The organism is Janibacter sp. CX7 (assembly GCF_024362365.1).
Lineage (GTDB): Bacteria > Actinomycetota > Actinomycetes > Actinomycetales > Dermatophilaceae > Janibacter.
In genome coordinates, this window is record NZ_CP101464.1 from 2170321 (window position 1) to 2183295 (window position 12975).

13 protein-coding genes, 3 tRNA genes and 1 pseudogene are annotated in these 12975 nt (G+C 72.6%); 6 read left to right on the plus strand and 11 right to left on the minus strand.

All coding sequences use genetic code 11. The annotated features are described in order from the left end of the window. Window positions 1–5: 5 nt before the first annotated feature. Window positions 6–143, minus strand: a complete 138-nt coding sequence (locus NMQ01_RS10610) for a hypothetical protein (protein WP_255183904.1) — start codon at window positions 141–143, stop codon at window positions 6–8. Here NMQ01_RS10610 and NMQ01_RS10615 point away from each other — a divergent pair. Next, window positions 142–777, plus strand: coding sequence for a maleylpyruvate isomerase family mycothiol-dependent enzyme (locus NMQ01_RS10615; protein ID WP_255183905.1), 636 nt, complete (start codon window positions 142–144; stop codon window positions 775–777). The two genes, NMQ01_RS10610 and NMQ01_RS10615, sit on opposite strands and share 2 nt — an antisense overlap. Here the strand turns inward: NMQ01_RS10615 and NMQ01_RS10620 are convergent. The 3 genes from NMQ01_RS10620 to NMQ01_RS10630 form a co-directional block, all read right to left on the minus strand. Further along, complete coding sequence (locus NMQ01_RS10620; RefSeq protein ID WP_255183906.1) at window positions 774–2432, minus strand: GTPase family protein; 1659 nt, start codon at window positions 2430–2432, stop codon at window positions 774–776. The genes NMQ01_RS10615 and NMQ01_RS10620 overlap by 4 nt on opposite strands. After that, on the minus strand, window positions 2429–4147 hold the full coding sequence (locus tag NMQ01_RS10625; protein ID WP_255183907.1) for a GTPase domain-containing protein: 1719 nt from the start codon (window positions 4145–4147) through the stop codon (window positions 2429–2431). The genes NMQ01_RS10620 and NMQ01_RS10625 overlap by 4 nt, the downstream gene beginning before the upstream one ends. Before the next feature lie 101 nt (window positions 4148–4248). Next, window positions 4249–4322 (minus strand) — tRNA-Arg (locus tag NMQ01_RS10630). 79 nt (window positions 4323–4401) lie between these two features. Here NMQ01_RS10630 and NMQ01_RS10635 point away from each other — a divergent pair. Beyond that, window positions 4402–5079, plus strand: a complete 678-nt coding sequence (locus NMQ01_RS10635; protein WP_255183908.1) for a 4'-phosphopantetheinyl transferase superfamily protein — start codon at window positions 4402–4404, stop codon at window positions 5077–5079. 54 nt (window positions 5080–5133) lie between these two features. Here the strand turns inward: NMQ01_RS10635 and NMQ01_RS10640 are convergent, their stop codons facing one another. After that, entirely contained in the window at window positions 5134–6564 is a 1431-nt protein-coding gene (locus tag NMQ01_RS10640; protein WP_255183909.1) for a PrsW family intramembrane metalloprotease, read from the minus strand. A 286-nt stretch (window positions 6565–6850) separates the two neighbouring features. On the opposite strand from NMQ01_RS10640, the gene orn reads away from it, so the two are divergent. Then, complete coding sequence (orn, locus tag NMQ01_RS10645) at window positions 6851–7477, plus strand: oligoribonuclease (protein WP_255183910.1); 627 nt, start codon at window positions 6851–6853, stop codon at window positions 7475–7477. Window positions 7478–7498: 21 nt separating this feature from the next. Here the strand turns inward: orn and NMQ01_RS10650 are convergent. The 3 genes and pseudogenes from NMQ01_RS10650 to NMQ01_RS10660 all read right to left on the minus strand — a co-directional run bounded on the left by NMQ01_RS10650 (window position 7499) and on the right by NMQ01_RS10660 (window position 9801). Further along, a pseudogene (locus tag NMQ01_RS10650) lies at window positions 7499–8450 on the minus strand (bile acid:sodium symporter family protein). 88 nt (window positions 8451–8538) lie between these two features. Next, entirely contained in the window at window positions 8539–9591 is a 1053-nt protein-coding gene (locus NMQ01_RS10655) for a phosphatase PAP2 family protein (RefSeq protein WP_255183911.1), read from the minus strand. A 134-nt stretch (window positions 9592–9725) separates the two neighbouring features. Further along, window positions 9726–9801 (minus strand) — tRNA-His (locus NMQ01_RS10660). Window positions 9802–9857: 56 nt separating this feature from the next. Here NMQ01_RS10660 and NMQ01_RS10665 point away from each other — a divergent pair. Further along, window positions 9858–10760, plus strand: coding sequence for a copper resistance protein CopC (locus NMQ01_RS10665; RefSeq protein WP_255183912.1), 903 nt, complete (start codon window positions 9858–9860; stop codon window positions 10758–10760). 91 nt (window positions 10761–10851) lie between these two features. On the opposite strand, the gene NMQ01_RS10670 is transcribed toward NMQ01_RS10665, so the two are convergent. The 3 genes from NMQ01_RS10670 to bcp all read right to left on the minus strand — a co-directional run bounded on the left by NMQ01_RS10670 (window position 10852) and on the right by bcp (window position 11885). After that, window positions 10852–10927, minus strand: a tRNA-Lys gene (locus NMQ01_RS10670). A gap of 169 nt (window positions 10928–11096) precedes the next feature. Further along, on the minus strand, window positions 11097–11399 hold the full coding sequence (locus NMQ01_RS10675) for a DUF3618 domain-containing protein (protein WP_255183913.1): 303 nt from the start codon (window positions 11397–11399) through the stop codon (window positions 11097–11099). 15 nt (window positions 11400–11414) lie between these two features. Continuing rightward, entirely contained in the window at window positions 11415–11885 is a 471-nt protein-coding gene (gene bcp / locus NMQ01_RS10680; RefSeq protein ID WP_255183914.1) for a thioredoxin-dependent thiol peroxidase, read from the minus strand. An 83-nt stretch (window positions 11886–11968) separates the two neighbouring features. Between bcp and NMQ01_RS10685 the strand changes: the two genes are divergently transcribed. After that, window positions 11969–12661, plus strand: a complete 693-nt coding sequence (locus NMQ01_RS10685; RefSeq protein ID WP_255183915.1) for an energy-coupling factor ABC transporter permease — start codon at window positions 11969–11971, stop codon at window positions 12659–12661. Further along, on the plus strand, window positions 12658–12960 hold the full coding sequence (locus NMQ01_RS10690; RefSeq protein ID WP_255183916.1) for a PDGLE domain-containing protein: 303 nt from the start codon (window positions 12658–12660) through the stop codon (window positions 12958–12960). The genes NMQ01_RS10685 and NMQ01_RS10690 overlap by 4 nt, the downstream gene beginning before the upstream one ends. Window positions 12961–12975 lie beyond the last annotated feature (15 nt).

Below are 12975 nucleotides of genomic sequence, written 5' to 3' on the forward strand. Positions count from 1 at the left end.
TGTCCTCACTCCCCGCCCACCGCGGTCGGTGGGCCCGTGGATCCAGCCTCACCGAGGCGAAGGGGGCGCAGCCGCACCCGGAGCAGGATGTGGACGACGAGGGTCTGGCGCGCGAGCCTGTGGACGAGGATGATCGTCGCCATGGACACGGCCACGGTGTGGCGCTGGACCCATGCCGAGCGGGCGGCCCTCGAGGCGACCCTGACGTCCCTGCCCCCGCAGGCCTGGGAGCACCCCTCGCTGTGCGACGGGTGGAGCGTCAAGGACGTCGCCGCCCACGTCATCTCGAACCCCCAGATCGGCTGGGCCCAGATGCCGGGCCTGGTCGCCCGCAACCTCGGTCACGGCTACAACGGGATGATCAAGCGCGAGGTCCAGCGGCTCGGCGCGACCCAGACCCCGCAGTCGGTCCTCGCCGACTTCGAGCGATATCGGGGGTCGACACGTCACGTGCCCACGACGACGGCCGTCGAGCCCCTCGTCGACGCGATCGTCCACCACCAGGACATCCTGCGTCCCCTCGGCCTCGAGCACTCGCCGGACCCGACGGCGGCCGTGGTGGCGGCCGACCGGTGCCGTCTGCTCAGCCCGCTGCTCGGCGGCCGCCGGCTGCTGCGCAGCGTGCGCATGGTCGCGACCGACGTCGACTGGGTCCGCGGTGACGGGCCGGAGCTCACCGGCCCGGTCCTCGAGCTGCTCATGGTGTGCGCGGGCCGGGCCCGCGCCGCACGCGGGTTGACCGGCGAGGGCGTGTCGCTGCTCCCGCCGGCGGCCTAGCGCGTCCGGCCGAGAGCCCGCTCGATCCCCGCGCGGGTGCGCTCGTGCTCGGCGAGCACCTGCGTCACGGGCTCGACGACGCGAGCATCACCGACCTCGCCGATGGCCCGACGCAGCCGCTTGTCGACCGTCGCGGCGCGCTTGCGGGCGCCGATGCCGGCCAGCCAGCGGGCGATGGCGGCGAGCAGCAGCCCGCCGAGCAGACCGCCGACGAGCAGCAGGAAGGGCATCGCGAAGGGCCCGACGTCCACCGTGGGGACCTCAGGCAGCTGCAGCCACCCGGCGAGCGCGATGACGACGAGCCAGACGAGCCCGACGACGGCTGCGAGCGCCAGGAGGATCTGTAGCAGGCTGAAGACCGCCCACCACGCCGGCTTGCGTCCGCGCAGCGAGGTGCGCAGCACCGCCTGGTCGAGCTCGTCGGCGAGGTCGGCGTCGGAGGGACGGGCGGCGTCGGCGACGGCATCGGCCCAGCGCGTGGGCAGGCCCTCGCCGGCGCTCGATCCGATCCGCCGGGCCGCGAGGTCGACCGCTGCCCGGGCCGCGGGTGCCGGCGGCGGGATCGACGAGCGTCCGAGCACGGCACGCACGTCCTGCTCGGTGATGTCCGGCGACCCGGCGACGTCGCGGTCGAGCCGCAGCCGCTTGAGCGGAGCGGGACGGAAGGCGCGGACCCACCGGGTGAAGGGCCAGCCGGTACGCGCCCACGACTCCATCCGGAAGTCGCGTGCGACGGCATCGACGACGGTCGGCACCCCCGCGCTGCGGGCGAGGGCGTCGACGAGCTCGGCACGCGCCCGGTCGGACACCCCGGCGCCCTGCTCGCCGACCGAGTCGAGCAGCTCGCCGGCGGCGGTGCGCACATCGGCACCGAGGCGGTGGCGGGCGGCATCGGCGTGCTCGACGGCGTCGTGCAGGCGGGCGCGCAGGTCGTCGAGACCCGCTCCGCTGCGGGTCGAGGTGCCGACGACCTCGTGCTCGTCGAGGCCGTCACGCTCGAGCAGGCGGGTCAGGTCGGCGGCGATCTGCTCCTGCCCCCCGGCCGGCAGCCGGTCGACCTGGTTGAGCACGACGAGGGTGACGGCGCCGTACTCGCGCAGCACGGCGACGTAGTCGTCGTGGAGGACGGCGTCGGCGTACTTCTGCGGGTCGGTCACCCAGACGAAGACGTCGACGAGCTCGAGCACCCGGCGCGCCTCCTCGCGGTTGGCCGACTCGCGGGAGTCGAAGTCGGGCAGGTCGACGAGGACGAGCCCCTCGAGGTCGCCGGGGTCAGGTACCTGGTGGCGCGTGCCGACGGACAGCCAGTCGAGCAGCGCGCCCGCGGGCTCGCTCCCCCAGACCGCGGCGGTCGGGGTCGAGGTCGTCGGGCGACGCTGCCCCACCGTCGCCACGTCGGCACCGGCGAGTGCGTTGAAGAGTGACGACTTCCCCGAGCCGGTCGCCCCCGCGAGCGCGACGACCGTGTGCCCGCCGACGAGGGCGGTGCGCTCGTGCACCTTGTCGACGACCTCGCGGGCACGCCCCGCGGCCCGTGGGTCGAGACGGTCGGCCCCGGTGTCGAGCGCGGTGGCCAGGGCGTCGGCGCGGGCGGTCAGCTCGTCGGCCGTGAGAGCGCCCTGCGTCCCACGACGAAGGCGGTTGCGCGGGCTCATCGCGCCTCCTCACCGACCGCGGCGGCGGCCTGCTGGAGTCGACGGATCTGCGCCTCGCTCACGCTCAGCTCGCCGGTGACGGCGGTGTAGCGGTCGCGCTCGTCCTCGTAGAGCGTCTCGACCCGGTCGAGGAGCAGCTGGCGCGCCTTGCGGGCCATGTCGCGCACCGCCTGGTCGCCGAAGATCGCTTCGAGCACCTTTTGCGCCAGTGCGGTCGTGCCGCCGGCGATGGCCACCTCGGGGGCGACGAGCACGCCGCCGGTGTGGGCGAAGGAGACCAGCATGAGGAAGAGGCCGATGCCGTTGACCCCGTAGGCGGCGATGCGCGCGTTGGTGCGACGGTTGCCGCCCTCCGAGCGCACGATGTCGAGCACGTCGCCCTGCCAGTCGCGCACGAGGCGCTCGACCTCGCTCTCGAGGCCCCGCGAGGAGCGGGCCAGCTCGGGGTGTGCCTCGAGGACGAGGGGGCCGGCCTCGGTGCCCCGCCAGGTGCGGGCGATCGTCGCGGCCGCCGCATCGGCCTCGGCGATGAGCAGCGCGCTCACCCCGGTGTGCAGGGCCTGGTCGAGCTCGGCCGCCGGCGGCGGCCCACCGGCGACGGCGGAGGTGACCCGGTCGCGCAGGCGCGAGACTCCCGTCTCCACCTTGCGGAAGAACTCGCCGGTGCCGACGAACTCCTGCCACCGGGCGAGGACCTCGCCGCGCAGCAGCTGCCCGTCCTTCATCCCGTCGGTGACGCCCTGCTCGGCCGCGTCGTAGGCGTCGTAGGCGACCTGGGTGAGCGAGCTGGCCTGCTCGCGCTGGGCCTGCGCCGCCTCGATGACCGAGGTGGCCCGGCCGTCGAGCGACCGCAGGGCGCCCTGCAGCGTCTGGCGGATGATGATCGTGCGGGCCCGCTGGTCGCCGGCGAGCGCCGTGAGCCAGCTGCGCACCCGCTCGATGTCGGCATCGGGGATCAGCCCGTCGGCCGTCAGGTCGGTCTCGGGGACGGTGAAGACCGGCGCCGTCTCCAGACCCTGCTCGCGCAGCATCTCGACGAGGTGGGTGCGGACGTCGGCCATCGCCGGCCGGTCGACGCGGTCGAGGACGATCGCGACGGCGGTGCCGCGCTCGGAGGCCTGCCGCAGCAGCCGCCACGGGATCGCGTCGGCGTAGCGCGCGGCGGTCGTGACGAAGAGCCACAGGTCGGCCGCCGCGAGCAGCTGGGTCGCCAGCTCGCGGTTGGCCGAGACGACCGAGTCGATGTCGGGTGCGTCGAGGATCGCCATGCCCGGCGGCAGCGCCGTCGACGGGGTGAGGCGCACCGTGCCGGGCTGCGGCTCCCCTTCGCCACCGGTGACCCGGGCGAGCGAAGGGAGGACCCGCGCGTCGCGGAACCAGCGCTCGTCGTCGGGGTGGTGGATGAGCACGGGGCTGGTCGTCGTCGGGCGCAGCACGCCGGAGCGGCTCACCTCGCGACGGAGGATGGAGTTGACCAGCGTGGACTTGCCGGAGCCGGTCGAGCCGCCCACCACCGCGAGCAGCGGGGCGTCCATCGACTCGAGTCTGGGGATGACGTAGTCGTCGAGCTGGTCGAGCAGCGCCTGACGCTCCCCGCGCGCCTGCCGCGTGCTCGGCAGGTCGAGCACCAGCCGGCTCCGCTCGACCTCGTCACGCAGGGCGGTCACGCGGGTCAGGAGGCTGCCGTCGTCGCGTCCCCTCGGCATCTCACCCATGCGGCCCACCCTATCCAGCGACGCGCGTCCGGCAGGGTCACCCGGGGGCGATGCGCCCGGCGGGTCGCACCCGGCCCGGCGTCGCCCTCGCGGACGGTCGGCGCCCCCGGCAGGACTCGAACCTGCGACCTAGGGATTAGAAGGCCCTTGCTCTGTCCAGCTGAGCTACGGAGGCACGCCCGGGTGAACGGGACATGTCCACGACCCGGGCGGCATCAGTGTAGTGAGGGGCCCGACCTGCCATGATCGGCACCATGCCTGTCCGGATCACCGTGCGTGAGGCGGGGGTCTCCGACTCCCCCGACGACCTGGCGATCCTCGGCGCGGGCGAGCGCGCCCGCGCCGGGCGCAAGCGGGAGGCCGCTCCCTTCGTCACCGGGCACGCCCTCGTGCGGCGGGTCCTCGGCGAGCTGCTCGACCGCGACCCGGCGGCGCTCGAGTTCGCCCGGCGCTGCGCCACCTGCGGCAGCGACCAGCACGGCAAGCCCAGCCTCGTAAACGCCCCCGGCTGGCACTTCTCCCTCTCCTACACCGGTGCCGGCGCGATCGTCGCCGTCGCCCAGGGCGTCGAGGTGGGCGTCGACATCGAGGACCTCACCGACGCCGACTTCGAGGGCTTCGCGCGCACGACGCTCGCGGCCGACGAGGTCGCCGGCTTCGGCAGCCTCGACGGGCACGATCTGCTCGTCGCCCGCGCCCGGGTGTGGGCGCGCAAGGAGGCCGTCCTCAAGGCGACCGGCCGCGGGCTCGTCGTCGACCCCTCCGAGGTCCTCGTCTCCGGGCCCGGCGAGCCGGCGCGGCTCGTCGACTGGCGGGCCGAGGAGCCGCGCCCCGCGCAGATCTCCCTCGCCGACGTCGACGTCACGACCGACGACCACCGGGCCGCCGTCGCCGCCCTGACCGACGAGCAGCTCGTGGTCGAGCCGGCCTGACCGGACACGGGCAGGTGGGACGCCTCCGCAGCACCCACCTGCCCGGCCCGACGATCAGGCGCCGGCGAACTCCCTTCGCCTGGCCGTCATCGAGTCGAGGAGGACCCGCTCCTGCTGGAGCGCATCGTGGTCGGCCTCGTGGCGCAGCTTGCGGAAGCGCAGCAGCGCCAGCTCGGACGCGGAGTCCTGGAAGGCCCGCATGGACTGCAGGCTGACCGCTCCGCCGCTGGCGCGGGCCCAGCGGCGGGCCACCCGCCGCTCCTTCATCGACGCGAGCATCGCGACCTCGTCGCGGGAGATCCACCCGGAGTCCGCATAGGGCAGCAGGTGCTCACCGATGACCTTGCCCTCCCGCGAGCGGGTCCAGATGACGAAGGCGACGAAGGAGACGAAGGCGACGAAGCCGAAGCACAGGCCGAGGATCAGGCCGGTCGTGCCGGAGGAGGCGCTGAGGTTCCACAGCCCGTGGAGCAGGACCGCGGCGCACCAGCCGATGATCGGCGCGACGACCTTGACCGGCGTCGAGCGCGACAGCGCCGCCATGCCGACCGCGATACCGGTCATCGTCGTGAACATCGGGTGGAGGAAGGGGCTGATGATGCCGCGCAGCACGAAGGTGACGACGAAGGCCGGCGTCCCGCCCTCGGTGAGCGCGCGGCCGAGGTAGAGGATGTTCTCGGTGAAGGCGAAGCCCGCCGCGACGATGCCGGCGTAGACGATGCCGTCGGTCAGGCCGTTGAACTCCTTGCGCATGAACCACCACATGACGAGCAGGAAGACCCCCTTGAAGGTCTCCTCCACGAGCGGGGCGACGATGACGGCGCCGAGCACGTTGGCCGACTCCGGGTCGGTGACGCCGAGCAGGAAGACCCCGCCGATGGTGTTGAGCACGAGCGAGATGAGCGTCGAGCCGAGCGCGCCGTAGAGGAAGGCCGTGACGAGGTAGCGCCACGGCTCGGCCTCGAAGCGGTCGAGCCACAGGAAGATCGGCACGACGATCGCCAGCGGGATGAGCGCGAAGACGAGGCCGATGAGGGTGGTCAGGATGCCGAAGCTCAGCCCGAAGTAGAGCGCGAAGATCAGGGCGAGGACGAGGGAGCCGACGACCACGGTGCCGCCGAGCAGCCAGGTGCGCAGCGTGGGGCGCGGGGTCGGGTTGGCCTGCGCCTGGGCCGGCACGTAGTGGGCGGTGTAGCTCTGCTGCTGTAGCCACGCGGCGTGCTGGGCCTGCTGGTGGGCCCAGGCGGCGCTGGCCTGCTGCTGGGCGCCCGCGTGCTGGGCACCGGGCTGCTGGTGCGCGTAGGCGGCCTGCGCCTGCTGCTGCGCCCGGGCCTGCTGGGCCAGGCGCTGCTGCTCCTCGTAGGCCTGCTGCTGCGCGAGCACCTGCTGACGGGAGTCGGTGCGGGCCGCCTCCTCGGCGAGCAGGACCGAGCGGGTGGCGGTGCGATACCACTCGGGCTCCTCCGGTGCGCTGCGGCGCAGCATCCGGCGGCTGAGGGTGTCCTCGGACGGCGTCGAGCGGGGCGCGGGCGGCGCCGGCGGCTGGCCGACGGGCGGCGCGGGAGGCTTCGGGGTGGTCGGGGGCGCCGGCGGAGCGGGCGGGGCGGGAGGCTGCTGGCTCCCGGACGATGCGGGCGGTGGCGGCGGAGGACCGGCGGGAGCGGGGGGCTGCCCGGCGGGCGGAGGAGGCGGCGTGGAGCTCATGGCCGCCACGGTAGTGCGGCAACGGCCTCGCGTCGGTGGGGAGGACTACCCATCCAGCGGTCTGGATATGGTGGAAGACGTGACTTCTTCGACTCCCTCCTCCGAGCGCATCGTCTGGATCGACTGCGAGATGACCGGCCTCTCCCTCGAGCACGACGCCCTCATCGAGGTCGCGGCCCTGGTCACCGACTACGAGCTCAACCAGCTCGACGAGGGCATTGACATCGTCGTCCGCCCGCCCGAGGCGGCGCTGATGCAGATGAACGACTTCGTCCGCGACATGCACACGACCTCGGGACTGCTCGACGTGCTGGCCGAGGGCACGACCCTCGCCGAGGCCGAGGAGGCCGTCCTCGCCCACATCACGGAGCACGTCCCCGACGCCGGCAAGGCACCGCTCGGCGGCAACAGCGTCGCGACCGACCGCGCCTTCCTCGTGCGGGACATGCCGGCCCTCGAGGGCCACCTGCACTACCGGATGATCGACGTCTCCTCGATCAAGGAGCTCTCGCGCCGCTGGTACCCGCGGGCCTACTTCGCCTCCCCGGACAAGAACGGCGGCCACCGCGCCCTCGCCGACATCACGGAGTCGATCGCCGAGCTGCGCTACTACCGCGAGGCGGTCTTCCGCCCCCAGCCCGGTCTCGAGACGGCCGAGCTCAAGGAGATCGCCGCGCGCCACCAGGTCGGCTGACCGGGCACGGGCCTCGCGTCATTACGGGCGGTCGCGGCGCCGGCACCACGCGGCGAAGAGCGCGCCGGAGACGTTGTGCCACACCGAGAAGACCGCGCCCGGCAGGGCCGAGAGCGGCTCCATGTACTGCGCGGCCAGGCCCGCAGCGAGCCCGGAGTTCTGCATGCCCACCTCGATGGCGGTCGTGCGCCGAGCGGGCACCGGGAGCCGGGCCACCCTGGCGGCCAGGTAGCCCAGGCCCATGCCGAGCACGTTGTGCACGACGACGGCCAAGAGCACGAGGGGGGCCCGCGGTGAGCATCGCGTCGGCGCTGCCCGAGACGACGATCGCCACGATGACCGAGATCGCGGCCACCGACAGCCACGGCAGGGCCGGCAGGAGCGCCTCGGCGAGCGGCGCGAGCAGCAGGCGCACGACGAGACCGGCGAGGACCGGCAGCAGGACGATCGTGACGATGGTGCGGGCCATGCCGGCTCCGTCGAGGGGCATGTAGCGCCCGGCCAGCCACAGCGTGAGCAGCGGCGTGAGGAAGGGCGCGAGCAGCGTCGAGACCGAGGTCATCGTCACCGACAGCGCCACGTCACCGCGGGCGAGGTAGGACACGACGTTGGACGCCGTCCCCCCGGGTGCGCAGCCGACGAGGATGACACCGGCGGCCAGGGCGGGCGGCAGGCTGAGCACCGTCACCACGAGCACGGCGACCAGCGGCATGATGACGTACTGCGCGACGACCCCCAGCAGCACCGGCAGCGGGCGCCGCAGGACGAGGCCGAAGTCGACGGGCCGCAGCGTCAGGCCCATCGTGAACATCACCAGCCCGAGCAGCGGGTTGACGAAGGGGGCCGCCCCCGACACCGTGTCGGCGGCCAAGTAGCCGACCACTCCCCCGGCGACGATGAGCAGGGGGAAGACGAGGACGGCGACGTAGCCGCTGCGGTCCTCGGTGGTCGAGGTGACGAGTGGTGCGCTCACGAGCGGCCACCGTACACAGCCGGCAGGTCAGGCGCCGTCCGGCGTCGGACGCTGCTGCACGGGGTCCGGCGCCGGACGCCGGCGGTGCTCAGGCGCTGGCGAGCGACCGCGAGCCCTCGGTCTCGCCCGTGACGACGACGGCCTGGTTGCCGCGCCGACGCTGACCGGTGGCCCAGCCGCCGACGACGACGGCGATGTAGCCGATGAGCATGCCGGCGATGTTGTCGAGGACGTAGTGCCAGCCGAAGTAGATCGTCGCGAGGAAGGTCAGACCGAAGAAGGTCCACGCGCCGATGCGCAGCGAGCGGGTCGAGGCCGTGCGCTGCAGGAAGAGCGCCAGGGCGAAGGTCACCGACACGTGCAGCGACGCGAAGGCCGCGACACCCTGGATGACGTCGCTCGAGCGCGGGTCGGCGAGGAACTCCAGACGGTTGCGCAGGAGCGCGGTCTGCAGCTCACCGACACCCGAGTCGGGCAGGCCGGCGAAGAGGTCGGGCCGCACGTAGACCGGGCCGAGCGCGGGCAGGATGTAGTAGCTCACCGCACCGAGCACCCAGTTGAGGCTGAGCGAGGTGGCGTACCAGGCGCCCACGGACAGGTCGCGGCACAGGACGAGGACCGCCATGAGCGAGACCGGCACGAGGGGCAGGTAGAGCAGGTAGACGAAGGACAGCACCGGGGCCGCGAGGTCCGGCGGCAGGATCGTGTGCAGGACCGCCGCCGGGTCGGCACCGCCGAAGAGGACGCGGTCGACGTCGAGCAGCTGGTTGTCGAAGAGGACGTCCTGCCGGTAGACCGGCAGCACGCTCTTGAGGTTGCGGTAGCCCACGTAGCAGACGTAGAAGGTGATCAGACCGGTCGCGATGTAGACGATGCGCCGCAGGCTCCACTCGTGGCGGGCGACCTCGGCCATGCCGCGCGGCAGCTCGCGCCACCCGGCGCGGCGCAGGCCCGCGATGACCAGTCCGATGCCGAAGAGCAGGAGGGCGAGTGCGGGGAGGCGCACGTAGGCAGGACCGAGGAATCCCTCGGGGTCCTTGAGCGGGATCCCGAGCGAGTGGGTCCCGACGAGTGCGGTCGCCCCGACGAGGATCGAGACGACCACAGCGACGGTGTAGGGCCAGCTGCGAACGGTCTGCATCCGACCAATAATGGCCTGAAAGGGGCGCGAAGGTTAAATCGACGTGCCGGATAGTGTCCAATCGGTGATGGACGCCACGCTGAGGACCGGGGACGACGAAGGGCCCCGGGACGATCCCCGGGGCCCTTCATCCTTGGGGTGAGTAACGGGACTTGAACCCGCGACACCCGCGACCACAACGCGGTGCTCTACCAGCTGAGCTATACCCACCAAGTGCCACCTCATCGGGCAGCGCGGACCATCGTACCTGCTCCGAGAGGGTGCTCATGACCACCCACCTCCAGCGCCCGCACACGCCCATCGGGCACGATGGGCGGGTGACGACGACACCCCGGACAGCCACCCCCTTCGCCCGTGCCGCCACCGCGATCCTCGCTCTCGCAGCGCTGCTCGCGACGACGGTGGGCCTGGCCGCCCCCGCCTCGGCGCACGCCCGGCTCGAGGCCTCGAGCCCGAAGGAGGGCTCGACCCTCACCGCGACTCCGCCGGAGATCATGCTGCGCTTCAACGAGCCGATCCAGTCCGGGCTCAACGAGGTGAGCGTGCGCACCGGCTCAACCGACGCGACCGACGGCGACCTCGAGGTCGACGGCGGCACCGTCTACCAGCCGCTGAAGTCCTCGCTGCCGGCCGGCTCCTACACGGTGTCCTACAAGGTCGTCAGCGCCGACGGGCACCCGATCAGTGGGTCCTACTCCTTCACCTACGCCCCGCCCGGTGGCGACACCGGCCCGAGCGGCAGCGAGACGACGAGCGACGGCGGGTCGGGCAGCAGCTCGAGCACCACGTCGGGCAGCGACTCCCCCACCGCCTCGAGCTCCACGGCTCCGACGTCGTCGAGCAGCTCCGCGGGCGAGCCGTCGAGCACCTCGGCGCCGAGCAGCACGACCGAGCCCAGCTCGTCGAGCACCACCTCCTCGTCGACCTCGTCGTCGACGACCTCGGGCGACGGCGAGAGCGAGCCCAGCAGCGCCTCGAGCTCGTCGAGCTCCACCGCCGCGCCCGTCGAGGGCGACGACGCGAGCAGCGACGGCGGCTTCCCCGCCTGGGGCTGGGCCGTCCTCGTCGGCGCCCTGCTCGTCGTCATCGCCGGCGTCGGGCTGCTCCTGGGCCGCCGGCGCCACGCCGAGGAGGACGAGCAGGTCGACCTCGAGGAGTGGCGCGGCTGACCCGTCGACCCCGGCCGGCTCCGGTCGGCCGGGGTGACCGCCCGGGTACGACGAAAGGGCCCCACCGCAGTGCGGTGGGGCCCTTCGTGGGTGGTGCGCCAACAGGGACTCGAACCCCGAACCCGCTGATTAAGAGTCAGCTGCTCTGCCAATTGAGCTATTGGCGCGCGAGGAGAAACATTAGCACCACGATGGCGGAGGGCGAAATCGACTCCGGGACAGGGCTCTTGGCGCCTCGATCGGCGCCCTGCCGCGGTGCGGTCCACCTCCTGCCACGACGCCGAAGGGGGGTGGCACCGGTCGGTGCCACCCCCCTTCGTCACTGCCGTGGTGACGTCACCAGGAGCGCTTGGCGCGCTGGCGCTCCCACTTCTTGGCCTTGCGGTTGCTCGAGATGACCTTGAGCACGACGAGGCCGACGACGGCCGCGGCGGCGATCGCGACGCGGTCCATGCGCAGCTCGCCGGACTCGGTGCGGGTCGCGGCGGTGAAGGAGGCCTTGGCCTGCTCCTTCTGCCGGGCGACGACGTTCTTGGGCGCGGCGCGCACGCTCAGCTCGTCGATGGTCTGGGCGAGCCGGTCACGCGTCGTGATGATGTCGTTCTCGAGCTTGGTCATGCTCGGGGTGTCGTTGCTCACGTGGGGGTTCCGTCCTTACTCGATGCCGAGGTCGCGGCGGATGCGGGCCACGTGGCCCGTCGCCTTGACGTTGTACTGGGCGTGGGTCACCACGCCGTCCGGTCCGACGACGACCGTCGAGCGGATGACTCCCTCGACGACCTTGCCGTACAACTTCTTCTCACCATAAGCGCCCCAGGCCGTCATCACCGACTTGTCCGCATCGGACAGCAGGGTGATCGTCAGCCCGTCACGCTCACGGAACTTCGCGAGCTTCGCCGGCTGGTCCGGCGAGATGCCGATGACCTCGGTGTCGGCGGCGCGCAGGGCCTCGAGCGAGTCGCTGAAGTCGCACGCCTGCTTCGTGCAGCCGGGGGTCATCGCCGCCGGGTAGAAGTAGACGATGACCTGCTTGCCGCGGAAGTCGCTCAGGGAGACCTCCGCGCCGGTGTCGTCGGGGAGGGTGAAGTCGGGGGCCGCATCGCCCGGGGTGAGTCTCTCGCCCACGGATCGCATCTCCTGTCTCGGCGGAATGCAGTATGGTCACCCCAACCTATCCTCCCAGGGGCAGAGTCACGTAGGAGTGACCTATGCACGTGCCCGATGCTTTCCTCGATGCTCCGACCTCCCTCGCCACGGGGGGTGTGGCGATCGCGGGGGTGGCCCTAGCGCTGCGACGAACCCCGAGCGATCTCGACGACCGGGTGGCCCCGCTCGCCGGTCTCGTCGCCACCTTCGTCTTCGCCGCCCAGATGCTGAATTTCCCCGTCGCCGGCGGCACCTCCGGCCACCTCCTCGGCGGTGCACTCGCGGCAGTCCTCGTGGGACCGTGGACCGCCACCCTGTGCATCACCGTCGTCCTGCTCGTCCAGGCGCTCGTCTTCGCTGACGGCGGCCTCACCGCCCTCGGAACCAACGTCACACTCATGGCGCTCGTCGGCGTGTGGGTCGGCTGGGTCGTCTTCGTCCTCGCGCGACGCCTCCTGCCGGCGCGGCCGGCCAGCATCCCCGTGGCCGCCGCGATCGGCGCCTTTGCGTCCGTGCCCTGCGCCGCGGTCGTCTTCGCCGGGCTCTTCATGGTCGGTGGCACCGCGTCCGTCGACGCCGGCGCCCTGCTCACCGCCATGGTGAGCTGGCACCTGCTCATCGGCCTCGGCGAGGCGGCCATCACCTTCCTCGTCGTCTCGGCGGTCGTCGGGGTGCGGCCTGACCTCGTGCGCGGTGCGGAGCACCTCTCACCCTCGGCACACGTGCCCCGCGAGAGCATGAGAGCGACCCGATGAAGGCCCGCGTCTCGACCCGCGCCTTCGTCCTCGGCGGACTGGTCGTCTGCCTCATCCTCTCCTCCGTCGTGAGCTTCTGGGCCTCCGGGCACCCCGACGGGCTCGAGCACGTGGCCGAGACGCTCGGCTTCGCCGGTGCCGCGGGCGACCACGGCGCATCCGGCTCCCCGTTCGCCGACTACGGGACAAAGGGAATCGGTGACGGCTTCCTCTCCGGCGGTCTGGCGGGGTTTGTGGGCGTGCTACTCACGGGTGCCCTCATGTGGGTCCTGCTCCGACTCGCCCGTCGTCGCGGCTGAGGTGGCCAACCCCCA